Genomic DNA, 25,675 nt, shown 5'->3' on the forward strand with positions numbered 1-25,675 from the left:
AGCCTAATGGACCCGCTCGCTGACTGTGTTCCGGCCGCTCGCCAGGCGCTCAAGCTTGGCGCCTTCCACGTCCACGTCCGGCAGGATCCGGTCCAGCCACTTCGGCAGCCACCAGGTCCTCTCGCCGAGCAGGTACATGAGCGCCGGGACGATGGTCATGCGCACCACGAAGGCATCGAGCAGCACGCCGAACGCCATGGCGAAGCCCAGCGGCCGGACCATGGTCAGGTGGCTGAAGATGAAGCCGGCGAAGACGCTGACCATGATGATCGCGGCGGCAGTGACCACGGCCGCTGCGTGGCTGAATCCGATCCGGACGGCCTTCCTGGCCGGGGCGCCATGCATGTAGGACTCGCGCATTCCGGAGGCGATGAACACCTGGTAGTCCATGGCCAGGCCGAACAGCACCCCAATCAGGATGATCGGCAGGAAGCTCAGCACCGCGCCGGGATTGGCCACATCGAACACGCCGCCCAGCCAGCCCCACTGGTAGACAGCCACCACGAGGCCGAAGGCCGCTGCCAAGGACAACAGGAACCCGCCGGTGGCCAGGAGGGGAACCACAATGGACCGGAACACCAGCAGCAACAGGAGAAGGGAAAGCCCGACGACGATCGCCAGGTACGGCGGGAGGGCGTCACCGAGTTTCGTGGAGACATCGATGTTGCCGGCGGTCTGGCCGGTCAGGCCGATGGTCACCCCGGTCTCAGCCTGGATCTGCGCGCCCCGTTCGCGGAGCTCGCGCACCACCTGGACAGTGCCTGCCTTGGCCGGTCCCTCTTCGGGGATGACCTGGAAGACCGCGGTGCGGCGGTCTTCGCTCAGGGCAACCGGGACGGCGGCCACCACGTGGTCCACACCCCGGATCAGGTCCGCGACGTCGTACTGCTTCTCCTGGGCCTGGGCAGCATTGAGCCCGGCGGGGAACTCGCCCACGACAACGATCGGGCCCGTGACGCCTTCGCCGAAGCTGCGGGCAGTCACCTCGTAGGCCTGGTAGGCCTCGGAGTCGACCGGTTCCGAACCGCCGTCGGGCAGGGCCAGCTGAAGCTGCGCGGCCGGAAGTGCCAGCGTGCCGAGCAGGAGCACACCTGCCACGAGCGCCACGACCGGGTGGCGTGTCACCAGGCCGCCCCAGCCGCGGGTGCTTCTCTCCTCGTCCCGGGCCTCATCGGCCACTTCGTGGCCGGTCTCGGCGTTGTGGGCCTTGGCCTTCGCCCAGGCGCGCCTGGAGATGATCCGGCGCCCGATCAGGGAAAGCATGGCCGGGGTCAGGGAAAGCGCCACCAGGACGGCCACGGCCACGGTGCCCGCTGCTGCGAGCCCCATCACGCTCAGGAACGGCAGCCCCGGAACCACCAGGGCGGCCAGGGCAATAATGACAGTCAGGCCGGCGAAGAGCACCGCGTTGCCGGAGGTTCCCGTGGCGCGCGCCACGGACTCTTCCGGATCCATCCCGGCCAGCAGCTGGGTCCGGTGCCGGTTGACGATGAACAGCGAATAGTCGATGCCGACCGCCAGGCCGAGCATCAGGGCGAGCATGGGGGAGATCGAGCTCATGTCGAACGCACCGGACAAGGCGAAGGTGATGCCCACTCCGACCCCGACGCCGATAATGGCCATGAGCAGAGGCAGCCCGGCGGCGACCAGGGTGCCGAGCATCAGGATCAGGACCAGGGCGGCCACGGCAACGCCGATGATTTCCGCTGCACCGAAGAGCTCTGAGATATCCTCGGTGATTTCCTTGCTGGCCAGTGCCGTTACGCCGGCAGCAGAGGTCTCATGGGCTATCTCCTGCACCTGGTCGCGGACGGCCGGGGTGAGGCCATTGATGGAGGTGTTGAACTGCACCTGCGCCACGGCGGCCTGTCCGTCCTCGGAGACGAAGCGGACGCCTTCTGACGCCTCGGCCTGGCGTATGCCCAGCTCCAGCTTGGCTTTGGCGGCCTCGAGTTCCTGGGTTCCCGCCTCGAGCTGGGCCTGGCCCTGCGCCATGGCGGCCTTCTGCTGTCCCAGCTGGGCTTCGATCAGGGCGGCCGGGGCGCCGGCGGACGCAAGCTGCTGCTCCGCGGCGGAAAGCTGGGCCTTGCCGGCGTCGAGCTGCGCGCGCGCAGCGTCCAGCCGGGCCTGGCCCGAAGAGAGTTGCTGCTCGCCCTCGGTGATGGCCGTCGATGCCTTGTCCAGTTGGGCCTGGGTGGCGAACGGATCCACAGTGCCCTTGACCTCGGGCAGGTCTCCGAGCTTGTTCAGCGCACCTGTGACGGCTGCCCGGCCCGCATCCGTGAACCCGCCCGGGGGCGCTTCGAAGACGATGGTGGCAGAGCCGCCGGAGGCCGACGGAAGTTCCTGCCGCAGCTTGTCCGCGATCCGCTGGGTCTCGGTGCCCGGAATCTGGAAGTTGTTGGACAGCGTGCCATGGAAGGCTGCGGCGGATCCGCCGACAGCCACCAGGACCGCGAGCCACAGGGAGATGACAAGCCAGCGGTGGCGGTAGGAGAACTTGCCGAGCCGGTAGAGCAACAGGGCCATGTCAGAGCCGTTCTTTGAGGAGGGAGGTGGAGGTTGCGTTGCCCGGAGCGGGGCTGCTGAAGCCGGCGCCGAGGTGGCCCATGGCGTCGATGAGCAGTTGGCGAAGGATGGACAGGGATCCGGGGGAGAGGTCGGCGCCGCAGCGCGCGAACCACACGTCCATGGCCGCCTTGCCGCAGGAGATGACGGATCCGGCGAGGGAACGGAGGTAAAGCTCATCCACTGCCGCGCCTGGCGTCGCCGCGAAGCGTTCCCGTGCTGCGTTGATGATTTGTTCGGTGCAGTGATCCCACGCCTCAAGTTCAGAGCGGGACAGCAGCGCGTTCTCGTGCGTGAGGCTGAACAGTTCGGCGAGGGGTGCCACTGTCATCGGATCCGCGAGCTGCATCAGGGCGGCCCGCGCGGATTCGAGGATGGGCTCGTTCGCCGGACGCTGGCGGAACTGCTGCAGTGCGGTGTCCAGGAAGCCGTGGGTCATCGAGGCCAAGGCGGCTTCGGTGCTGCTGAAGTAGTTGAAGAAGGTGCGGCGCGAAATCCCCGCTGTGTCGGCAATGTCCTCGACGGTGAAGTTTCCCGGGCCTTTTCCCCGCAAGAGTGTCAGGGCCGCGTCGGTGATGGCCTGCCGGGTGGCAGCTTTGTTGAGTTCGCGGCGCGAGAGCAGTTCAGACATGAAATTACACTACGTGCAAGTTTGCACGACGCGCAACTTGATTCACAGGAAGATGAAAGGTTCCGAACAGCTGCCACAGATCCTGGGGCCGGAGACTGAAAGAGTCCCGAAAGGTACACCATGACCAGCCGTCACCGGACGGCAGATCCAGGAGACACGAATGGTACGCACAAAGAGAATTACGCTCGGCCTCACGGCCACAGCCCTGGCCCTTGGCGCCGGTATCGGGGTGGCCGGGATGGCATCGGCAACCACCACCCCGACCCCCACCCCCAGCGCCAGCTCGAGCACCAAGGCGGACGGCAGCACCGCTGCTCCGACTGAGGGCAAGGGCGGGCGCGGTGGCCACGGCCATGGTGGTTTCCGGGGCATGGACGCCGCCGAACTTGCCACCAAGCTGGGCGTCGACGAGGCCAAGGTCACCGAGGCCCTGCAGGCATTCCGTGAAGCCAACAAGCCCACCACCCCGCCCGCAGAAGGTGAAAAGCCGGATGCGGCAACCCGGGACGCGGCCCTCGCCAAGTCCTTGGCGGCGTCACTCGGCATCGACGAGGCCAAGGTCACCGCGGCCCTGGACGAACTCCGCGCCGCTGAGCAGGCCGAACATGCCGCGGCACTGAAGACCCGGCTGGACAAGGCCGTTACCGACGGCAAGCTGACCCAGGCCGAGGCGGACGCGGTCACCAAGGCCGTCCAAGCCGGAGTGATCGGCGGCGGCGGGCGCTAGCGGAAGGTCCAACGCAGAAAAGCAGTCCCCGGGAGAACTCCCGGGGACTGCTTTTTCGCTGACGAAACAGGCGTCAGGCCTTGGCTTCAGCCAGCTCCCGGCCTGCATCGGCTGAACCGGGACCTCCGGCGGTGGCGACGGAACCCGGAGCGGTGGTGTCGGCGTCGTCGTCCACGAACGGCGTGCCGTTGCGCGGGGCGTTGTACAGCGTCTCGTCCAGGATGCCTTGGCGCTTGGACACGATGGTGGGGACCAGGGCCTGGCCGGCTACGTTGACCGCGGTGCGGCCCATGTCCAGGATCGGGTCAATCGCGAGCAGGAGGCCGACGCCGGCCAGCGGCAGTCCCAGCGTGGAGAGCGTCAGGGTGAGCATCACCACGGCGCCGGTAGTGCCGGCCGTTGCGGCTGAGCCGAGGACGGAGACCAGGGCGATGAGCAGGTACTGGGTGAAGTCGAGCTGGATGCCGAAGAACTGGGCGACGAAGATGGCCGAGATGGCCGGGTAGATCGCTGCGCAGCCGTCCATCTTGGTGGTGGCGCCCAGGGGCACGGCAAAGGAGGCGTAGCTGCGCGGAACGCCCAGGCTGCGTTCGGTGACCCGCTGCGTCAGCGGCAGGGTACCGATCGACGAGCGGGAGACAAAGGCCAGCTGCACAGCGGGCCACACGCCGGAGAAGTACTGCTTCACGGACAGGCCGTGGGTGCGGATCAGGACCGGGTAGACCACAAACAGGACCAAGGCCAGGCCAACGTAGATGGCGAAGGTGAACTTACCGAGCGAGCCGATGGTGTCCCAGCCGTAGACGGCCACGGCGTTGCCGATCAGGCCCACAGTGCCGAGCGGGGCGATCCGGATGATCCACCACAGGACCTTCTGGATCACTGCGAGGGCGGAAGCATTGAGGTTCAGGAAAAGCTCGGCTGCTTTGCCAACCTTGAGCGCGGCCACGCCGACCGCGATGGCGATGACCAGGATCTGGAGCACGTTGAAGCTGACGGAGGTGCTGACGCTGGTGGCCGCGTTGGCGCTTTCGGTCACAGTGGAGCTTGCACCGAGTCCCAGGAAGTTCTTGGGGAACAGGCCGATCAGGAAGGACCACCAGTCGCCGGACTTCCCGGAGTACTTGGCCTCCTGAGTGATGCCGGTGTTGGCGCCGGGCTGCAGGAGCACCCCGAGCCCGATGCCGATCAGTACGGCGATGAGCGAGGTGATGGCGAACCAGAGCAGCGTGTTCCAGGCCAGCTTGGCGGCGTTGGAGACCTGGCGCAGGTTCGAGATGGAGCTGACCACAGCCGTGAAGATCAGCGGCACCACGGCCGTCTGGAGCAGCGAAACATAGCTGGAGCCAATGGTCTGCAGCGTGGCGCCCAGGCCGTTGGGCTCTGCCTTGGTGCTGCCGGTGTACTTGGCCAGCAGGCCGAGGCCCAGCCCCACTATGAGGGCGGCGATGATCTGGAAGCCGAACGAGCCAGCCCATTTGGGCAGCTGGAAGCCGGTCTTTCCTGCGGATTCGGGGGTGCGGGTTTGAGTGCTCACCCGAACACGCTAGGGCGGGTCTGCTTAGCACAGCGAACGAACGTTGAGAAATGTTACGCGGACTCCGCGCGTAACGGGACCGGAAACACCCGGAATTCCGCCGTCATACCGGACATTTGTGAAGTTATTCCCGCTCCCGCTGTGGCGAACCTCTCCTGCAACGCGGGGTCACTTGATGCCCAATACCGCCGCCGGATTGGGCATCAAGTGACCCCGCGTTGCTTTATGAGGGGCATGTCGGACCCGTCACCCGAGCAGCGCGCGCCTGAGCGTATCGAGGCCAACGGAGCCGATGTTGAGGGCGCGGGTGTGGAACTCCTTCAGGTCGAAGCCGGGCCGGGCCTCGAGTTCGGCGCGGATCTGTTCCCAGAGCCGCTGGCCCACTTTGTAGGAGGGCGCCTGGCCCGGCCAGCCAAGGTAGCGGGTGAATTCGAATTTGAGCTGGCCCTCGCTGATGGGCAGGTTCTCTTTCAGGAAGGCGTAGCCTTTGTCCGGCGTCCAGGCTCCGGTGCCCCAGCGTTCGGGGACGGGCATTTCCAGGTGGACGCCGATGTCGAACACCACGCGGGCGGCCCGCATCCGCTGCATGTCCAGCATGCCCATATGGTCGCCGGGGTCGGTGAGGTACCCGAGCTCCTGCATCAGGTTCTCCGCATACAGAGCCCAGCCTTCACCATGGCCCGAGGTCCAGCAGACGTTCCGCCGCCACTTGTTGAGCAGTTCCCGGCGGTAAACGGCGGTGGCTACCTGCAGGTGGTGGCCGGGAACGCCCTCGTGGAACACAGTGGTGGTCTCGGCCCAGGTGGTGAAGGTGTCCTCGCCTGCCGGAACGGACCACCACATCCGGCCGGGACGGCTGAAGTCATCGGAGGGGCCGGTGTAGTAAATGCCGCCCTCGTCGGTGGGGGCGATCAGGCATTCAAGCTTTTTCATCACCTCGGGGATCTCGAAGTGCACTCCGGCGAGGTCTGCAACGGCCTTGTCCGAGAGTTCCTGCATCCACGACTTAAGGGCTTCAGTGCCCTTGAGTTGGCGCGCAGGGTCATTGTTGAGGATGTCTTTTGCCTCGGCGATTCCGGCCCCGGGCTTGATGGTGGCCGCCACCTTCTCCTGCGCGGCGATCAGGCGGTCCAGCTCCTGGACACCCCACGCGTAGGTCTCCTCGAGGTCGACGGCGGCGCCCAGGAAGGAGCGTGAGGCGAGGGAGTAGCGTTCCCGGCCGACCGCGTCCTTCGGCGGGGCGGCGGGAAGCAGTTCCGTGCGCAGGAATCGGGCCAGTTCCGTATAGGCGCCGCGCGCGGCGGCAGCACCGGCGTCGAGCCTTTCCTGGATAGTCCCCGGCAGGGGACCTGAAGCGGAACGGGCACCAGCTGCGAGCTTGGCGAAGAAGCCGTCCTCCGCAGCGTATTTGTTGGCCTGTTCGACGACGACGGAGACCTGCCGTGCGGCCGCCACTCTCCCAGCGTCCCTGGCCGCGCGCAGGGCATCGATGTAGCCAAGGACGGCGCCGGGAACGTTCAGGGCACGGCCGGCAATATGCGCCCACTGCTCCGCGGTCTCCGTGGGCATGAGGTCAAAGACCGCCCGGATGTCCTGGGCCGGCGACGCGATGTTGTTAAGGTTCGCTTCGTCCCAGCCTGACTCGTGGATTTCCAGCTGGAGGCCCAGCCGCTCACGCATCGCATCCAGCGTGACGGCGTCAACGTCGTCCTGCGGTACGAGGCCTGCCAGGGCAGCGAGCGCCTTCCGGGCTTCCGCCGCGAAGGCGGCGATGCCGGCGGGGGAGTAGTCGGGGTACTCGGTCTCGTGGCCTGGGATGCCCAGCGTGGTGGCAAACGAAGGATCCATCCGGATCAGCGTGTCCGTGTAGTCATCCGCCACGGCATCAATGGGGGTGTGGGGACGGGTGGCGGGGGCGGTTTCGGTAGTCACCCCACGAGCCTAACCCCGGCTGCGCTTCCAGGCGCCGGGTCCCGGCGTGGGGGCGAGCCGCAGCTGCTGGCGGCGAACCCAGTGCCGGACTGTGGGCTTGCCCGCATCAGAGGCTTCGGTGCCGCTGAGGGAAAGGACGACGGCGGTCAGCGCCGCCAGCTCCTCGGCGGACGGGTGCCCCTTGACAACGGAGAAAAGGGCCGCGGCGGGCTCTTCCGCGGGAATGTCTGCGGGGATCACAGCGGGATGTTTCCGTGCTTCTTGGCAGGCAGGCTGGCCCGTTTCTCACGCAGTGCCCGCAGGCCCCGGATGATCTGGGACCTGGTTTCGGAAGGTGCGATAACGGCGTCGACGTAACCAAGCTGGGCGGCCTGGTAAGGATTCAGCAGTTCCTCTTCATACTGCCGGATGACCTCGGCACGCCGGGCCTCAACGTCCCCGCCGGCGTCGGCAACCGACGCCAGCTCGCGGCGGTAAAGAATATTGACTGCGCCCTGGGCGCCCATGACACCGATCTGCGCTGTTGGCCACGCCAGGTTGAGGTCCGCGCCGAGCTTTTTGGAGCCCATGACGATGTACGCGCCGCCATAGGCCTTGCGGGTGATGACTGTCAGCTTGGGGACGGTCGCCTCGGCGTAGGCGTAGAGCAGTTTGGCGCCGCGGCGGATGATTCCCTGGAACTCCTGGTCCTTGCCGGGCAGGAAGCCGGGAACATCCACCAGGGTGATGATGGGGATGTTGAAGGCGTCGCAGTGGCGGACAAACCGGGCGGCCTTTTCCGACGCGGCAATGTCCAGCGTGCCGGCGAACTGCAACGGCTGGTTGGCCACGATCCCTACGGTGTGGCCTTCGACGCGGCCGTAGCCGATGATCACGTTGGGGGCGTAGAGGGACTGCATCTCCAGGAAGTGGGCGTCGTCGACGATCTGGCCGATGACAGTGCGCATGTCGTACGGCTGGTTCGCCGAGTCCGGGATGAGCGCATCCAGGGCGAGGTCGTCGTCGTCGACTTCCAGATCCTGCTGATGCTCCAGCACGGGTGCCTCGGCGAGGTTGTTGGACGGCAGGAAGTCCAGCAGTTCCCGGACGAACTCGATGGCATCGGCCTCGTCGGAGGCCAGGTAGGTTGAGGTGCCGGTCGTGGCGTTGTGCTGCCGCGCCCCGCCAAGGGTTTCCATGTCCACATCTTCGCCGGTGACGGTCTTGATGACGTCCGGTCCGGTGATGAACATGTGCGAGGTTTTGTCCACCATCACCACGTAGTCCGTCAGGGCGGGGGAGTAGGCCGCTCCGCCGGCGGACGGGCCCATGATGAGCGAAATCTGCGGGACCACACCCGAAGCATGCACGTTGTTGCGGAAGATGTCCGCGAACATGGCCAGCGAGGCGACGCCTTCCTGGATGCGGGCTCCGCCGCCGTCGAGGATGCCCACCACGGGGCAGCCGTTGCGCAGGGCAAACTCCTGGACCTTGACGATCTTCTCGCCATTGACCTGGCTGAGCGATCCGCCGAACACCGAAAAGTCCTGGCTGTAGACCGCCACCGGCCGCCCGTCCACGGTGCCGTAGCCGGAGACGAGGCCATCGCCGGGCACCTTCTTTTTTTCCATGCCGAAGGCGGTGGAGCGGTGCACGGCAAGGGCGTCAAACTCCACAAACGAGCCTTCGTCCAACAGGAGGGCTACGCGCTCGCGGGCGGTGTTCTTGCCGCGGGCGTGCTGCTTTTCGATCGCTTCGGGGCCGGAGGGCTGTTCTGCACGGGCCTGGCGGTCGCGGAAATCGGCGATCTTTCCCGCTGTCGTTGTCAGATCGTGGCTCATTCAGTGTCTCCGGCTCTGTAGCAGATTGGTGCTGTCACAATGTAGTGCGTCGTGCGGTGGTGAAGGGCCCGGCTGGCTGCGCGTTTTAGGTAGATTCCACACAAAAAATCGGCCCTGCTCGCTAGTCTAATGACGCTCTTGGCCGCAGCGGCTGTAGAAAACCTACAATTTTCGCGCCACTTCTGGCGCGCGTCACTTATGTTACTGGCCAGTAACATAAGTCGGCTACAGTGGATCCATGACTTCGAGCAACGACGCACGGGCCGCCGCGTCGCCTTACCAGGCCTCCCGTTCCCTCCAGGGCCGCACCATCCTGATGTCCGGTGGAAGCCGCGGCATCGGGCTTGCCATCGCCCTCCGGGCCGCGCAGGACGGTGCCAATATTGTCCTGCTGGCCAAGACCGGCCAGCCCCATGCCAGGCTTGCCGGAACGGTCCACACCGCCGCCGGGGAAATCGAACGCGCCGGCGGACAGGCGTTGCCCCTGGTGGGTGATGTCCGCAGCGATGAGGATGTCGCAAACGCGGTGGCAGCCGCCGTCGAGCGCTTCGGCGGGATAGACATCGTGCTCAACAATGCGTCCGCGATCGATCTGTCCACCACCGACCACATCGACATGAAGCGCTATGACCTGATGCAGGACATCAACGTCCGCGGAACGTTCCTGCTGTCCAAGCTGGCCCTGCCTGCCCTGCGCAAATCGACGCAGGGCCACATCCTGACGCTCTCGCCGCCCCTGAACCTTGACCCCAAGTGGGCAGGCAGGCATCTCGCCTACACCATGGCCAAGTACGGTATGAGCCTGACCACCCTGGGCCTCGCCGAGGAGCTCAAGGCCGACGGCATCCACGTGAACTCCCTCTGGCCATGCACCCTGATCGATACCGCCGCCATCCGGAACATGCCGGGCGGCGAGGCGATGGTGCACGCTGCCCGCGGCCCGCAGATCATGGCCGATGCGGCCCACGCGGTCCTGTCCGGCAGCAACCTGGACGCCGGCGGAACGGCCAGCGGCAACTTTTACACCGACGAACAGGTGCTCACGGCGGCAGGTGTTACCGACTTCCGCCCCTATAGCCTGGGAGCCGCGGAAGAACAGTTGGTTCCGGACATCTTCCTCTGAGTCGCCGTCCGGTCATGTTGGACCGGCCCGGCAGCCGACGGGGGCGCGTGAGTCGATAGGATTCAACCATGGATGACTCACACGCCCCAGGCAGTCCGTTGAACCGCGGAGCCCTGGCAGACCAGGATTTTCTGGCGGCCACCGGCATCGCCAAGGTGGTGGTGGTGGACTCCACCGGCTCCACCAATGCGGACCTCCTGCGCTCTGTGACGGTGGAGCCCGCAGAATGGCCAGATCTCTCCGTGCTGACTGCCGAATACCAGAGCGCCGCCCGCGGCCGCCTGGACCGCCGCTGGGAGTCGCCCCCGCTGAGCTCGCTGTCCGTTTCCCTGGTTCTGCGGCCCGCCAACGCCCAGGGGCGGCCGCTTCCCACCCACACGTACTCGTGGCTGTCACTGCTGGGCGCACTGGCGCTCCGGGAGACACTGCTGGAGACGGCAGGCATACCGGCTGAGCTCAAATGGCCCAACGACATCCTTGTCCGGGGCCGCAAGATCGCCGGGATCCTCGCCCAGCTGGGGCCCATGGGTGACGGATCAGTTCCGCCGGTCATTCTGGGAACCGGCCTGAATGTCACTCTGACAGAGAAGGAACTGCCGGTGCCGACGGCCACTTCGGTTGCACTGGAACAGCCCCTCACGGTTGACCGGACCCTTCTCCTGAAGAGCTACCTTTCGCACTTTGCCAATCTCTACCGGGGATTCTGCAATGCCGACGGCGATCCTGCCGCCGGCATTGCAGGTGGCCCGTCACTGCACAAGCGGGTTGAGTCCGTGATGGTGACCCTCGGCAAGCAGGTACGGGCGCAACTGCCCGGTGACCACGAGATCATCGGGCACGCTACCAGGCTTGATGACTACGGTTCGCTGCTCGTGGTGGACAAGGATGCACGGGAGCATGTGGTGACGGCCGGCGACGTGGTTCATCTGCGCCCGTGGACCCCGCCGGGCCAGGGCACCGAAGGCGGATATGCGTAGAGACCTCGTTCCGGGCGAGCAGGTCATCACGACCACCCGCCCGCAGCCGAGGAAACTGGCAGGTCCGGCCGCAGCGTTTATTGCATCCCCTGCCGCAGGGGCCTTTGTCAGTGCGTGGGCAACGCGTGGAGAAGCCACGCGTCTGATGCCGGCGGTTTCTGCCGGCTGGACCCCTTGGATTCTGCTTGGCTGCATCCTTGCTGTGGCGTGGATATGGTTGGCATATTGCCTGCCGCCGCTGATGCGGTGGCAGGGAACCCGGTTTACGCTGACAAACCGGCGCATTGTTGCCCGCTATGGCATGATGCGGCGCCGGGATGTGCAGGTGAATCTGGCGTCGATCCGGAACGTGACGGTCCATCAGACGGTGCTGCAGCGCATATTGCGCTCAGGGAATATATCCTTGGAAACCGGGTATCAGGGCGTGGTGACAATTCAGGACGTCCCGGAAGCCGCCAGATTCCGGGATTTTGTCCTGGATGCCATGGACGAGCTCCCCGAGGGGACCGATCCGGGGGCTGACGGGACGGTGGGCCATACCGGAATGTCGGACCACACAGAGCCGGCGATGCCGTGGGAGTTGAGAGAAGGTGGACACGATGAACGATGAGGACCAGCAGGACCTGCAGGCTCCCACAGCGCCTGGAGGCACCCACCCGGCTACAGGCACTCTCTCCGCCGAACGGATCGCGGCCAAAGCACTCGAAACCAGGCTGCTGGGCGGCGAGCGGAAACTCCGCCGCCGTGAGGTCGCCGCCGGTGCGGGGCTCTCCCTCCTTTCGGCCCGGAAGCTGTGGCGTGCTTTGGGCTTCCCGAATTTCGGCGACGAAGACGTGGCCTTCACAGAACGCGACCAGGCAGCGCTCTCCACCGTGGTGGACCTGGTCCGTTCCGGGGTACTCACCGAAGAGGCGGCCATTTCGGTGACCCGGGCAATCGGGCAGATGACGGACAGGATGGTGGTCTGGCAGATCGAGGCCCTGGTGGAGGACATGGTCCACGAGCAGGGTGTCACGGACGCAGTGGCCCGCAAGCGGCTGGTCAACGAACTGCCGATGCTGGTGGATGCACTCGAAGAGATGCTGGTCTACTCCTGGCGGCGGCAGCTCAACGCCGGAGTCCAGAGGCTGGGCGTGCGCGCAGAAGCCGGCCTGCAGGCCAGCGAAGAGGGCCGCGAGGGCGACGAAGACGACGCACCGCTGCCACTGGCGCGAGCGGTCGGCTTTGCCGACCTGGTTTCCTACACCAGCCTGTCCCGGCGGATGAACGAAAAGACCCTTGCCCGCCTGGTCCAGCGCTTTGAGAACAAATGCGCCGAGATTATTTCTGTCGGCGGCGGCCGGCTGGTCAAGACGGTTGGTGATGAAGTGCTCTACGTCGCCGAGACCCCTGCCGCGGGAGCGGAAATATCGCTCGCCCTCGCCCAGGCGTTTACCGAGGACGAAATCCTTCCCGAAGCACGGGTGGCAATGGTCTGGGGCCGGATCCTGTCCCGGCTCGGAGACATCTACGGCCCCACGGTGAACCTCGCCGCGCGCCTGACCAGCCTGGCTGATCCCGGAACAGTGTTGATCGACTCCATGACAGCCTCTGCCTTGGACCAGGACGAACGCTTCATCCTGCTGCCCCAGCCCGCGGAAAACGTCCGCGGTTTCGGCGAAATCCACCCCGTCCTGCTGAAGCGCGGCGAGGGCAAGGGGCTGGTTCTGGACTAGCGTTTCCCGGTGGCATTTTCGGGGCGTCACGAATTTATCCACTTGATGGCGAATCGGCTATAGTCGGGTTGGCCGGCTGCTGCGTGGGGAGTAGTGCCCATCACAGCCGGCTCACAGCCTTCAGGTCAATCGGTAGGCTGTCATCGGAAGTGCCGGCCTTGTCTCGGGCCGGCCCGGGGGGAATCAAAGTCTTGAAGGAAATCTGACGCCGTGACATCACTGCTGGGGAAGCTTGGTCTCAAGAAGCGGCACAACAAACTCGTTTCCTGTACGGCTTTTGCCATGGCCGGTGTTGCGTTGGTGGCCGGTGCCATCATTTATCCGGGGTTTAAGACCACCGAGGTGGAGCTGAACGACGGCGGCGTGTGGGTTGTCTCGAAGTCCAAGAATGCTGTGGGGCGGCTGAACTACCCGTCGCGGGTCCTTGATGGTGCGGTGACTCCGGCCAGCACCACTTTCGACATCCTCCAGGATGCCGGGAACGTCTTTGTCGATGACAACTCCGGGTCCACCCTGAACCAGGTATCACCGGCGAACATGCGCCTGGGCGGGGACAAGAAGCTCCCGGGCCCGGCAAACGTGAGCTTCGGCGCAAACGTCATCGCCGTGACGGACGGGGCCAACGGCAAGGTCTGGGCGCTTTCGCCCTCAACCCTCAGCGGATTCGATGAGGAGAATACGGAGCCGGTGCTGACAGGCTCGGCGGGAACGGTCTCCGCTGTTGGTGCCGATGACCGGATCTACAGCGTGGATCCGGAATCGGGCCAGGTCACGCAAACCACCGTCAACTCCGCGGGCGAACGCATGGACGCCAAGTCCAGCACCTGGGCCGGCCTCAAAGGCGCGGGCGAGTTGCAGGTGGCTGTGGTGGGGGACCAGCCGGTAGTGCTGGACACGGGCAGGGGCAAGCTGTTCCTGGCCGGCGGGCGTGAACTTGCGCTGGCGGATGCACGGGACGCGAAGCTGCAGCAGTCCGGTCCGGCCGCGGATTCCGTTGCCATTGCGACGCCGAAGGCGTTGCTGAAGCAGCCGTTGGACGGTTCGACGGCGAAGACTGTGACGTTCGACGGCGCGGGGGTGCCGGCTGCCCCGGTGCAGCTGGGCGGGTGTGTCCATGCGGCCTGGTCCGGGGCCAACAAGTATGTCCGTGACTGCGTGAATGATGCTGATGACAAGAACGTGGACGTGCCCAAGGCGAGTGCGTCGCCGTCGTACGTTTTCCGGGTCAACCGGGACCTGGTGGTCCTCAACGACGTGAACTCCGGGAATGTGTGGCTGGTGAACCAGAACATGCAGCTGGTGAACAACTGGGACGACGTCATCCCGCCGCAACAGACTTCGGATGACGCTGACAAGGATTCCGCCGACGAGGTCCAGCAGACGGTGCTTCCGGACCGGACCAAACCCAACAACCCGCCGGCCGCAAAGCCGGATACGTTCGGTGTGCGCGCCGGCAAGACCACCATCCTGCCCGTGCTGGACAACGACACCGACCCCGACGGCGACATCCTGACCGTCCGCACCCCTGACCCGCTCAAATCCGGGCTGCTGGCTCCCATCTACGGCGCCACCGGGTTCCAGGCCGGCATCGGGGCGGACAAGACCGGCTCGGAGACGTTCAAGTACACGGTCGACGACGGGCGCGGACTTTCTGCCGCCGCCGACGTCACGCTGAACATCGTCCCGCCCGGAGAGAACTCCGCTCCGCGGCAGAAGCCCAACCGCAGCACCACGCTCGTGGTCCAGTCCGGCAAAGTGGTCAGCCAGAACATCCTTCCGGACTGGATCGACCCCGACGGCGACGACCTGTTTGTTGTCGGTGCCGCCGGCAGCGACCCCCGCGACCAGGTCAAGGTCCGTCCCGACGGACTCCTCAGCTTCCAGGACGCCGGCACGGAACCGGGGCGCAAGACCGTCACCGTGACCGTCTCGGACGGACGATCCTCCGCCGAAGGCAAGGTCACCGTGGACGTCCGCGCCCCCGGGGCCCTGCCGCCGATCGCCAACGCTGACCACCTCGTCGCCGTCGCCGGTGTGGACACCGTCATCGCCCCGCTGAAAAACGACTCCGACCCGCAAGGCGGTGCGCTCAGGCTCGCCCAGGTCAGCCCGGACGGCAATTCAACTACCACCCTGGGTGCGGACCAGCAGACCTTCACGTTCAACTCCACCGCCCAGGGCGCGCACTATGTCACCTACCTCGTCACGAACGGTCCGGCCAGCGCCCAGCAGCTGGTCCGCGTCGACGTCGTCCCCGGCGGTGGCGACGGCGCCCCGGTGGCAGTCCGCGACACCGCGCTGCTGCCCAGCGGCGGCAGCGTGTTGGTGGATGTCCTCGGCAACGACTCGGATCCCTCCGGCGGCGTGCTCGTGGTGCAGTCGGTGACTGCGGCTGACGGTCTGCCGGTGAGCGTCTCCGTGCTGGACCACTCCGTCGTCAGGATCACCGACCTCAGGGCCGAGGGCCAGCTCAGCGTGAAGTACACGATTTCCAACGGCAAGTCCTCCGCGAGCGGGGAGATTGCCGTCCTGGTGGTCCCCGCACCCTCAAAACTCCAGGCGCCGCAGGCCAAACCCGACGAGGCCACCGTGCGCGCCGGGGACGTCGTCGCCATCCCGGTCCTCGAGAACGACACAGACCCCAACGGCGGCAAGCTCACCCTCGAACCTGCACTGGCCCAGCAGCCGGACGCCGCCGACGGCCGCATCTTCACCTCCGGAGGAGTGCTGCGCTTCATCGCGGGCGGGATCCCGAAGACCGTGTATGCGATTTACAAGGTCACCAACGCGTCCGGCCAGTCGGACTCCCAACAGGTCACCATCCGCATCCGGGCGCGCGACGACGAGCGCAACACCCGACCCGAACCCAGGAACCTCACGGCCCGCGTGGTGGCCGGCATGACAGTCCGGATCCCTGTTCCGCTGGACGGCGTAGACACCGACGGCGACTCGGTCCAGCTGACCGGGGTCGACAAAGCCCCCGCCATGGGAACGGCCGTGGTCAAGGACGGCTACCTCGAATTCACCGCCGCCGGCAACGCTGCGGGAACGGACACCTTCAGCTACCGCGTCCGGGACCGGATCGGGGCCGAAAACACCGGCACTGTGATCATCGGCATCGCACCGCAGGAAACGAACAACCAGAAGCCCATCGCCATCGACGACGCCGTGGACGTCCGTCCCGGCCGCAAGATCGCCGTCGACGCCCTGACCAATGACTCGGATCCGGACGGCGACCCGATCAGCCTCGTTTCCAACGGCTTCGAATCCCGCCCGGAACTCGCCGTGGAGGCAGCCGACGGCGGGAAGGTACTCCTCACCGCGCCGGGCACTGCCGGAAACGAGAGCGTGGCCTACAAGATCCAGGACGACAAAAAAGCCCAGGGCAGTGCCGTGATCCGTGTCCGCGTGAGCCCGGACGCCGCCCTCAAGCTGCCCGTTGCCAAAGACGATGTTGTCACCCCCGCCGAAACGCTCGGAAAATCAGCCGTGGACGTCCCGGTCCTGAAGAACGATGCCGATCCCGACGGCGTGGCCGCCGAGCTCAGGATCAGCCTGCCGGACGGCAACCCGAACGCCCGTACCGGTGACGACGGAAACGTTGTGGTCACCCTCGCCCCGAACGACCAGCTGGTCCCGTACACCGTCACGGACATCGACGGCCAAAGCGCGACGGCGGTCATCTGGGTCCCCGGCCAGGGCGAACAGCATCCCACCCTGGCCAGCTCCGAGGTTGTCGAAGTGATGGCAGGCAAAGAGATCACCCTGGACCTGAACGAATACGTCCGCGTCCGGGAAGGCCGCACGCCGCGGATCACCCAGGTGGACAAGGTCCGCGTCCAGGGCGCCGACCCGCAGAACGTGGTGCCGGGCAACGGCAGCGGCACCGGGTTGCGTTACGCGGCGCTGAAGGACTACGTGGGCCCGGGCTCGGTCACGTTCGAAGTGACCGACGGTTCCGGCCCCGAGGATCCGCAGGGCCTCAAGTCCACGCTCAGCATCATCACGAAGGTCATCCCGGATCCGAACGCCAATCACGCGCCGGTGTTCAGCGGTAGCGCCCTGGACGTGCCCAAGGCTGAGTCCGCCACCCTGGACCTGGGCAACCTGGCCAAGGACGTGGACTCAGGGGACCAGGAAAAACTCAGGTTTGAGCTGGACGGCACGCTCCCGGAAGGCTTCCAGGCAACGCTGGACGGCGCCTCGCTCAAAGTCACTGCGGACTCCAGCCGGGGTGCGGGCTGGAAGGGCAGCATTCCGCTCAAGGTCACAGACGGCCGCTCCGAGCCCGCCAGGGCAACCGTCACTGCAACGGTCGTGGCATCCAGCCGGCCCATGCCTGTCGCGAATGAGGACGTGATCGAGAAGGCCAACGCCGGCAAGACCGAGTCCATCAACGTCCTCGCCAACGACTTCAATCCTTTCAGCGAAACTCCGCTGCGGATCGTCGCCGCGACGGTGGAAACCGGCTCCGCCGCCGGCCAGCCCGTGGTGGCAGGCGACTCCATCACCGTCACCCCGGCCAACGGCTTCAAGGGCGTCATGGTGGTCCGCTATACCGTGATGGACAAGACCGACGACGTCTCGCGGCAGACCGACGGCCGCGTGCGCATCACGGTCCGGGACAAGCCTGATGCCCCGTCGGCACCCACCGCGACGGACGTGCGCAGCCGCACTGCCGTGCTCAAATGGACGCCGCCCTCGGACAACGGCGCCACCATCAGCAAGTACACGGTGCGCTCCAGCGGGTTCAGCCAGGACTGCGCCACCACAACGTGCACGCTCAACGGACTGACGAACGACGTGAAGTACGTTTTCACGGTCACTGCCACCAACGAAGTCGGGGAGTCCGCCCCGTCGCAGTCCTCCAACGAAATCAGGCCGGATGAGAAGCCTTCCCCGCCGGAGGCCCCCACGGTCAAGGCCGGGGACAAGGACATGGTGATCAACTGGGCTGCGGCCAAGACCGAGGGCTCCGCGGTAAAGAACTACAACCTGGAGATCTCGCCGCCGCCGGCCGGGGGGATCGCCGTGAAGAACGGCGTGACCGGACTGACCTATACCTGGCCAGGCCTGACAAACGGCGTGCGGTACAAGGTCCGGGCCCAGGCTGTCAATGAACTGGGGCCCTCCGAGTGGGGCCTGTACTCGGCCGAGGACAACCCGGCCGGAGTGCCGGCCGCCCCCGCCGCCCCGACAACATCGGTTGCGTCATCGGTCGGAACGTCAAACCAGCTGAAGGTCAACTGGACCGAGCCGAACACCAACGGCGATGCGATCAAGACCTACTACGTCACCATGAGCGGCGGCGGCGGGGCCGCGCAGACCCAGCAGGTAGCCGGTACCGTCCGGACGGCGAACTTCACGGCCAACAACTCAGAGGCCTCCTATACCTTCACCGTCCAGGCCGAAAACAAAGCCGGGAAGGGTGCCGTCAGCGCACCTTCCGCGCCGCGCCGTGCCACCGGAAAGCTCAGCCAGGTGTCCGGAGTCAGCGTCACCGAGGCCAACACCGGCGGCGCCGGCCGGCAGGTGACCATCACCTTCAAGGAACTCACGGCGGCCGAGCGCAACGGTTCGGCCTATGGCGAGGTCAGCTACACCTACTACGCCACCACCGGCCAGTCCGGGCCCGTCAGCCCGGGGGACACCAAGGGAGGCTTCACCAACGGGGCCGCCACCACCATCACCGTCACCGCCCACTCCAGCGTGGCGCCGAGTTCAGACTCCAGCGCCGGTTCCGGTGCGAATCCGTACGGCGCACCCGGAACGCCGTCCGCCTCGGGGCAGAACGGTGCAGAGAACCAAAAGAACCTCAGCTTCAGCTGGAACTCCCCATCCACCTCAACCAACGACGTGGCGTACACCCAGATCAACATCGACGGCGGAGGCTGGGAACGCGTCGCCGCCTCCGGCAGCCGGACGGTCAACACCGGTGGTTTCAGCGAACCGCACTCGATCCAGGTCCAGACAGTCAACTCCCGCGGCACCGGCGGTCCGGTGGCATCCGCCTCGGCGCAGTCCGGCCCCGCGAAGACACGATGGACCACGCGGCTCAATGCCGGGATGTACCGCAGCTGCACGGACCTGCCCGGCGCCACCTCCTATGACAACAGCCAGCCCGGGAACTTTACCTGCGACGGACAGAGCGGCACCGACCGCCCCTGGATGGGCGCCGCCGATGTCTTCGACGTCATGTGCTGGAAGCCGCACGGCACTTACTACAGCGGTGACGGCCAGTGGTATTACATCATGCGGGGTTCGCCGAACGCGACCCGCTGGATCAATTCCACACACACCTCCATCGGCGCTCCCGGACAGAGCGGCGTCCCGCTCTGCACCTTCCCGGTGGGGGCGACACCATAGCCGGCCACGCCCCGAAGGCGGGCAGTACTCCCCATCGCCCGCTCCGGGCACACTCGGTAGGCTGTCTCGGGTGCTGGCCCTGTCTCATGCCCGCCGGGGGACAACGAAATCTTGAAGGAATCTGACGCCGTGAAATCACTGCTGGGGAAGCTCGGTCTCAAGAAGCGCCATAACAGGCTCATAAGCGGTACGGCCTTTGCTGTGGCCGGTGTGGCGTTGGTGGCCGGTGCCATCATTTATCCGGGGTTCAAGACTACTGAGGTGGAGCTGAACGACGGCGGTGTGTGGGTTGTTTCGAAGTCCAAGAATGCTGTGGGGCGGCTGAACTACCCGTCACGTGTTCTGGATGGTGCCGTGACACCCGCCAGCACCACGTTTGACATCCTGCAGAGCGCCGGCGACGTGTTTGTTGATGATGAGACGGGTTCGACGTTGAACCAGGTCTCCCCGGCGAACATGCGCCTGGGTGGGGATAAGCAGCTGCCCGGTTCGGCTGAGGTGAGTTTCGGTGCCGGGGTGATTTCGGTGACGGATCCGGCGTCGGGCAAGGTGTGGGCGGTGTCGCCGTCGACGGTCAATGGTTTTGACCAGGAAGCGTCGGAGCCGGTGTTGGTGGGTTCCGAGGGTCTGGTCTCGGCGGTGGGGGCAGACGACCGGATTTATTCGGCTGATCCGAAGTCCGGTGCGGTCACGGTCATTGAGGTTGACGTCAATGGTGTGGTGGTGTCAACGGCTTCGAGCACCTGGGGTGAGTTGAAGGGCGCCGGTGACCTGCAGATCACGGTGGTGGGGGACAAACCGGTGGTGCTGGACGCTGCTGCGGGGAACCTGTTCCTTCCTGGCGGTAAGCGACTGCAGCTCGATGCGGCGCGGGAGGCCAGGTTGCAGCAGGGCGGGCCGGCTGCGGATTCCGTTGCCATTGCGACGCCGAAGGCGTTGCTGAAGCAACCGTTGGACGGTTCAACGGCGAAGACTGTGACGTTCGACGGCACGGGGGTGCCGGCTGCCCCGGTGCAGCTGGGCGGGTGTGTCCATGCGGCCTGGTCCGGGGCCAACAAGTATGTCCGTGACTGCGTGAATGATGCTGATGACAAGAACGTGGACGTGCCCAAGGCGAGTGCGTCGCCGTCGTACGTTTTCCGGGTCAACCGGGACCTGGTGGTCCTTAACGACGTGAATTCCGGGAATGTGTGGCTGGTGAACCAGAACATGCAGCTGGTGAACAACTGGGACGACGTTGTGCCGCCGAAGAACGAATCCGACGAACAGGACCAGGAATCGGCGGACAACAACACCATCAACGTCCTCCCTGACCGCACTAAACCCAACCGGCCGCCGGAAACCAAACCGGACAGTGTCGGGGTCCGCCCGGGCCGAACCACCATTCTCAGCGTCCTGGACAACGACTCCGATCCGGACGGCGACGTTCTGACGGCCGCCGTCGGCGATTCCGGGCCCAAAGCCGGAACGCTGGAAAAAATCTACGGCGGCACCGCGTTCCAGATCTCGGTCCCCGCAGACACCAGGCCCGGCAACGAAACCTTCAGCTACAACGCTGCCGACGGCAGGGGCCTGTCGGCCAGCGGCCAGGTGGCACTGACCGTGGTTGGACCGGACGAAAACAAGCCGCCGCTCTTCAAGCGCGGCGGCGACTCCACCACCATGTTGGTGGAACAGGGCAAGACGGTGAGCCAGAACATCCTCACCGACTGGATGGACCCCGACGGCGACGACCTGGTGCTGATGGATGCCAAGGCGGACAACGACCAGGACCAGGTCAAAGTGCGGCGTGACGGGCTGCTCACCTACCAGGATTCCGGGGCAACGGCCGGCAAGAAGAACGTCAGCGTGACCATCTGGGACGGCCGCGACACGGTCACCGGCAAGGTGGTGGTGAACGTCCAGCCGCCCGGCGCCCTGGCGCCCGTGGTGAATGCCGACCACGTCACTGCGGTGATGGGCCAGGACCTCGTGATCGCACCGCTGAAGAACGATGTTGATCCCAACGGCGGGGCGCTTCGCCTGGCACAGGTGGAGGCGAACGGACCCGCTGAGCTGGGTCCGGTCACTGACGGCGGCACCTTTACCTTCCGCAGCACCACCCCCGGCCCCGTGTACCTGACCTACATCGCCAGCAACGGCCCGCAAAGCAGCCAGGGCCTCATCCGTGTCGACGTGGAGTCCGGCAAGGACGCCGGCGATCCTGTGGCGGTGCACGACGTTGCGCTGATGCCCACCGGCGGCAGCGTGCTGCTGGACCCGCTGGCCAACGACTCCGATCCCTCCGGCGGTGTCCTGGTGCTGCAGTCCGTCAAGCTCCCGGAAAACACCACGGCTTCGGTCAGCGTGATCGACCACAGCGTCCTGCGCATCACGGATGTCCTGGGCACCAAGGACCCGTTCATTTTCGAATACACCATGTCCAACGGCAGGAAGTCAGCCACCGGCAGTGTCTCCGTGGTCCCTGTCCCGGCGCCCGCCGTCGTCGAAGCGCCCCAGCCCAAGCCTGACGAGGTCAACGTCCGCGTCGGCGATGTGGTGACCATCCCGGTGCTGCAGAACGATACGCACCCCCAGGGCCTGGAACTGAGCGTTGACCCCGTCCTGCCGCAGGCAGTGGACGAACTAGAGGGCAAGAGCTTTGTCTCCGAGAACACCCTTCGCTTCATCGCCGGGCCCCAGCCCAAGACCGTGCGTGCCATCTACAACGCAGTGGATCCGCAGGGGCAAAAGAGCGCAGCCGCGGTGACCATCCACATCCTCCCCCTCGAAGGTGCCCAGAACTCCCGCCCGCAGCCGCCGAACCTGACGGCCCGTGTGGTGGCCGCCGGAACGGTCCGTATCCCGGTTCCGCTGGACGGCATTGATCCTGATGGCGATTCAGTGCAGTTGACCGGTATCGACAGCACCCCTGCCATGGGAACGGCCACAGTGGGCAGCAACTTCATCGACTTCACCGCGGCCGGTGACGGCGCCGGAACCGATACATTCCGGTACAAAGTGGTGGACCGCCAGGGCGCCGTCAATACCGGCACCGTGACGGTCGGCATCGCCCCGCGCGGCGAAACGAACCAGAATCCCACGCCCGTGGATGACGAGGTCAGGGTCCGTCCGGGCCGCCAGATCGCGGTGGACGCCACGGGAAATGACACCGACCCCGACGGCGACCAGATCCGCATCCTCACCGACGGTATTGAGGCCGACGCTGCCCTGCAGGCGACCGTCAGCCAGACCAGCGGACGCATCATCCTGCAGGCCCCCGGCGCCGCCGGGACCGTCAACGTCCGCTACACGATTGCGGATGACCGCGGCGCTGCCGCCCAGGCCGCCATCCGCGTGGTGGTGGACAACGACGTACCGCTCAAGGCCCCGATTGCCCGGGACGACCGTGTGACCTCTGCCCAGACGATGGGCAAGACCGCCGTGGATGTTCCGGTCCTGAAGAACGACGAAGACCCCGACGGCGTAGGTGAGAACCTTAAGATCAGCACCGAGGCCACCACGGCCCGGCCCGGCGCGGACGGCACCATGATCGTGGACCTCGCCGAGCAGCCGCAGCTCATCCCGTACGCCGTCGAGGACGTGGACGGGCAGAAGTCCACCGCGATCATCTGGGTGCCGGGCATCGGGCAGCAGGTTCCCACCTTGGCCAAGGATGAAGTCATCGAGGTGATCTCCGGCCAGTCCGTCACTGTTGACCTGAGCGAGTGGGTCAAAGTCCGGGAAGGGCGCTCTCCGCGGATCACCCAGACTGACCGGATCAAGCTCATCGGGGCCGACGGCGGTGACCCCACCGGAGGCAGCGCGACCTCGCTCAAGTACACCGCGGGCGCCGACTACGTGGGGCCCGGCTCGCTCAGCTTCGAAGTCACTGACGGCTCCGGGCCGGATGACCCCGCCGGCCTGAAATCAACCCTCAGCATCCGCACCAAGGTCCTGCCGGATCCAAACCGCAACAACGCTCCCACCCTTCTGGGCGCAAACGTTGAGGTGCCAAAGGGCGAGTCCGCAGACCTGGACCTCAGCCGGCTGACGTCGGACCCGGACAGGGACGACCTCGAGAACATGAAGTACGAACTTGCAGGTGGGAGCCCGGCCGGCTTCAATGCCAGGATCGAGGGAAAAACCCTGAAAACGTCTGTTGACGGGTCAATGTCCACCGGAACGTCGGGTGCCGTCCAGATCAGGGCGAAGGACTCGCGCGGCCTCGAAGCCACTGCCACCTACCAGCTCGCAGTGACAGCCTCCAACCGGCCCAAACCGGTGGCCAACGATGACCTGGAGCCGAGCGCGGCGGCCGGGAAACCGGTCACCGTGAAGGCCCTGGCCAACGACTCCAACCCGTTTCCCGAGACGGCTCTGAAGATCATCTCGGCAGCGACCGAAACCGGCAGCGGCAACGTGGAGGTATCGGGCGACTCCATCGTGGTGACACCGGCCCCGGGATTCTCCGGGTCCATGGTGGTGTCCTACACGGTGGCGGACAAAACCGGGGAAGCGTCACGGCAGGCAACGGCCCGCATCCGCCTCACCGTCAAGGACGAGCCGCTGGCGCCTACCACACCGCAGGCACAGAGCGTGGGGGACCAGACGGCCCTGCTCAACTGGTCGGCACCGGCAGACCGCGGCTCACCCATCACCAAGTACACGGTGTACGGCGAATCCGGTTTCCGGCAGGACTGCCCCGCCAACACCTGCACGCTGAACGGGCTGGTCAACAACACCAAGTACCACTTCGAGGTGACGGCCACCAACGAGTTCGGCGAATCTGACCGTTCGCCCGCATCGGCGGAAATCAGGCCCGACGTCAAGCCGGACACCCCGCTGCCGCCGGCGCTGAAGTTCGGCGATAAGGAGCTCTCCGTGACCTGGGTGGCACCGGCCAGCAAGGGCTCCCCGGTCAAGTCCTACGACCTGGAAATTTCGCCGCCGCCCGCCGGCCAGAACGCGCAAATCCAGAACCTGACTGCGGTCAGCTACGTCTGGAAGGGCCTCCAGAACGGGGTGTCCTACAAGGTCCGTGTCCTGGCCCGCAACGACGCCAAAGAACCATCCGAATGGAGCGCATATTCGGCAGCAGAAGTTCCGGCAGGCATTCCTGTCACGCCCGCTGCCCCTACTGCCTCGCAGGCCGGATCCGTAGGAACGCAGACCCAGCTCAAGGTCAGCTGGACCGCTCCGAACAACAACGGGGATGCCGTCTCGGCCTACACCCTGACCACATTGCGGGGCGGTGCTGCGGTGGCCACCCAGCAGGTCGCCGGAACCACCCAGAACGTCACGGTGGACAACTCCGAAGCGGGTTATACCTTCACGGTTTCGGCCACCAACAAGGCGGGCACCTCCGGGACCAGTGCGCAATCCGCGGCCATCAGGGCGGTGGGCAAACCGGGCATGGTGAGCCAGCCGGCCGCAACCCTGGTCGACACGGACAACAACGGCGGGAAGATCGATGTGCGGTTCGCCGCCTTGACCGACGCCCAGCGCAACGGATCAGCCCCCGGCGAGATCTCCTACATGTACCGGCTGACCTCCGGCGGGGGCAGTGGAAGCATCCCTGCCGGCGGCGCTGTGGTGGCTGCAGCCAACGGCACCGATACCGCCGTGGTGGTCTGGGCCGTTTCCTCCCGCAGTTCCACTGCCGGGGACGCGAGTCCTGCTTCCAATACAGTGAACCCCTATGGGCTGGCCTTCGCCCCAACAGTGACGGGCAGCAACAGCAGCGGGGTGGGGGACAGGACCGTTTCCTGGACGTGGAACCAGCCCAACGGCAACGGGCGTCCCGTCACGGGCTACCAGTACAGCGTGGACGGCGGCGGCTGGCAGAACACCGATCAGCGGTCGTTCTCAAAGACCGTAGGCTACAGCCAGACGGTCCAGTTGCGGGTCCGGGCCATCAGCGCCAACCAGCCAGGCCGGATCGGACAGGACACCTCACGCAGCGGGGCAGAACCGCCGCCGCCGGTCCCGACGTCGTGGAATGTCAGTGCACCCGTCCGCACATGCACGGAGCCACGGTACGGCACCGACAGCTACAGAAACACGAATCCGGACCAGTGCATCAGTCCGGGCATCTGGTTCAATTCAGGCTACACGGCCCAGACCGACTTCTACGTCGTTTGGTACAAGACCTCGGCTAATCCGTCGGGAGTCTGGTACCACCTGACCAGCGGTGGCGCGTCAGGGAACTACGCCAGGTGCGACACCGTTTCCCTGGGCTGCAACCCGCCCGGGGGAATGCCACAACGATGACCACTCAGAACCGAAGAAAAGGACTTA

The 25,675-nt window shown here is 65.9% G+C and carries 13 protein-coding genes; 7 read left to right on the forward strand and 6 right to left on the reverse strand.

All coding sequences use genetic code 11. The features are described from left to right. Window positions 1-3 precede the first annotated feature (3 nt). Together ACS5PJ_RS16245 and ACS5PJ_RS16250 are read right to left on the reverse strand one after the other, a co-directional pair. Entirely contained in the window at window positions 4-2,529 is a 2,526-nt protein-coding gene (locus ACS5PJ_RS16245) for an MMPL family transporter (protein WP_439435905.1), read from the reverse strand. A gap of 1 nt (window position 2,530) precedes the next feature. Then, entirely contained in the window at window positions 2,531-3,199 is a 669-nt protein-coding gene (locus ACS5PJ_RS16250) for a TetR/AcrR family transcriptional regulator (RefSeq protein WP_439435906.1), read from the reverse strand. A 160-nt stretch (window positions 3,200-3,359) separates the two neighbouring features. Here ACS5PJ_RS16250 and ACS5PJ_RS16255 point away from each other — a divergent pair, with 160 nt between their 5' ends. Then, window positions 3,360-3,926: a hypothetical protein gene (locus tag ACS5PJ_RS16255; protein WP_439435907.1), complete on the forward strand. Its 567-nt coding sequence runs from the start codon at window positions 3,360-3,362 to the stop codon at window positions 3,924-3,926. Window positions 3,927-3,999: 73 nt separating this feature from the next. Here ACS5PJ_RS16255 and ACS5PJ_RS16260 read toward each other — a convergent pair whose 3' ends face one another. From ACS5PJ_RS16260 to ACS5PJ_RS16275, 4 genes are all read right to left on the reverse strand, one after another. Continuing rightward, on the reverse strand, window positions 4,000-5,463 hold the full coding sequence (locus tag ACS5PJ_RS16260; protein ID WP_439435908.1) for a dicarboxylate/amino acid:cation symporter: 1,464 nt from the start codon (window positions 5,461-5,463) through the stop codon (window positions 4,000-4,002). Between the two features lie 246 nt (window positions 5,464-5,709). After that, window positions 5,710-7,395 carry a DUF885 domain-containing protein gene (locus tag ACS5PJ_RS16265; RefSeq protein ID WP_439435909.1) on the reverse strand — a complete coding sequence of 562 codons (1,686 nt, stop codon included), beginning with the start codon at window positions 7,393-7,395 and terminating at the stop codon, window positions 5,710-5,712. 9 nt (window positions 7,396-7,404) lie between these two features. Next, window positions 7,405-7,635 (reverse strand): acyl-CoA carboxylase subunit epsilon, encoded by a 231-nt coding sequence (locus ACS5PJ_RS16270; RefSeq protein WP_439435910.1) that lies wholly within the window; start codon window positions 7,633-7,635, stop codon window positions 7,405-7,407. Beyond that, the gene (locus ACS5PJ_RS16275; RefSeq protein WP_439435911.1) at window positions 7,632-9,215 is read right to left on the reverse strand and encodes an acyl-CoA carboxylase subunit beta; all 1,584 of its coding nucleotides are present in this window, start codon (window positions 9,213-9,215) and stop codon (window positions 7,632-7,634) included. Before ACS5PJ_RS16275 ends, ACS5PJ_RS16270 begins: the two co-directional genes overlap by 4 nt. 238 nt (window positions 9,216-9,453) lie before the next feature. Here ACS5PJ_RS16275 and ACS5PJ_RS16280 point away from each other — a divergent pair, with 238 nt between their 5' ends. The 6 genes from ACS5PJ_RS16280 to ACS5PJ_RS16305 all read left to right on the forward strand — a co-directional run bounded on the left by ACS5PJ_RS16280 (window position 9,454) and on the right by ACS5PJ_RS16305 (window position 25,648). Next, window positions 9,454-10,338 carry an SDR family oxidoreductase gene (locus tag ACS5PJ_RS16280; RefSeq protein ID WP_439435912.1) on the forward strand — a complete coding sequence of 295 codons (885 nt, stop codon included), beginning with the start codon at window positions 9,454-9,456 and terminating at the stop codon, window positions 10,336-10,338. A gap of 68 nt (window positions 10,339-10,406) precedes the next feature. Further along, entirely contained in the window at window positions 10,407-11,315 is a 909-nt protein-coding gene (locus tag ACS5PJ_RS16285) for a biotin--[acetyl-CoA-carboxylase] ligase (RefSeq protein ID WP_439435913.1), read from the forward strand. After that, window positions 11,308-11,925, forward strand: coding sequence for a PH domain-containing protein (locus ACS5PJ_RS16290; protein WP_439435914.1), 618 nt, complete (start codon window positions 11,308-11,310; stop codon window positions 11,923-11,925). Before ACS5PJ_RS16285 ends, ACS5PJ_RS16290 begins: the two co-directional genes overlap by 8 nt. Next, window positions 11,915-13,030, forward strand: a complete 1,116-nt coding sequence (locus ACS5PJ_RS16295; RefSeq protein ID WP_439435915.1) for an adenylate/guanylate cyclase domain-containing protein — start codon at window positions 11,915-11,917, stop codon at window positions 13,028-13,030. The genes ACS5PJ_RS16290 and ACS5PJ_RS16295 overlap by 11 nt, the downstream gene beginning before the upstream one ends. 210 nt (window positions 13,031-13,240) lie before the next feature. Then, complete coding sequence (locus tag ACS5PJ_RS16300) at window positions 13,241-19,396, forward strand: Ig-like domain-containing protein (protein WP_439435916.1); 6,156 nt, start codon at window positions 13,241-13,243, stop codon at window positions 19,394-19,396. A 129-nt stretch (window positions 19,397-19,525) separates the two neighbouring features. Continuing rightward, a complete protein-coding gene (locus ACS5PJ_RS16305) occupies window positions 19,526-25,648 on the forward strand; it encodes an Ig-like domain-containing protein (RefSeq protein WP_439435917.1) in 6,123 nt (2,040 codons plus the stop codon). The last annotated feature ends 27 nt before the right edge of the window (window positions 25,649-25,675 follow it).

Source organism: Pseudarthrobacter cremeus (genome assembly GCF_051857465.1).
Lineage (GTDB): Bacteria > Actinomycetota > Actinomycetes > Actinomycetales > Micrococcaceae > Arthrobacter.

Bases quoted from the DNA above. Each gene is read 5' to 3' on its own strand.
- ACS5PJ_RS16245 (WP_439435905.1), bottom strand. From the start codon at position 2,529: ATGGCCCTGTTGCTCTACCGGCTCGGCAAGTTCTCCTACCGCCACCGC.
- ACS5PJ_RS16250 (WP_439435906.1), bottom strand. From the start codon at position 3,199: ATGTCTGAACTGCTCTCGCGCCGCGAACTCAACAAAGCTGCCACCCGG.
- ACS5PJ_RS16255 (WP_439435907.1), top strand. From the start codon at position 3,360: ATGGTACGCACAAAGAGAATTACGCTCGGCCTCACGGCCACAGCCCTG.
- ACS5PJ_RS16275 (WP_439435911.1), bottom strand. From the start codon at position 9,215: ATGAGCCACGATCTGACAACGACAGCGGGAAAGATCGCCGATTTCCGC.
- ACS5PJ_RS16280 (WP_439435912.1), top strand. From the start codon at position 9,454: ATGACTTCGAGCAACGACGCACGGGCCGCCGCGTCGCCTTACCAGGCC.
- ACS5PJ_RS16285 (WP_439435913.1), top strand. From the start codon at position 10,407: ATGGATGACTCACACGCCCCAGGCAGTCCGTTGAACCGCGGAGCCCTG.
- ACS5PJ_RS16290 (WP_439435914.1), top strand. From the start codon at position 11,308: ATGCGTAGAGACCTCGTTCCGGGCGAGCAGGTCATCACGACCACCCGC.
- ACS5PJ_RS16295 (WP_439435915.1), top strand. From the start codon at position 11,915: ATGAACGATGAGGACCAGCAGGACCTGCAGGCTCCCACAGCGCCTGGA.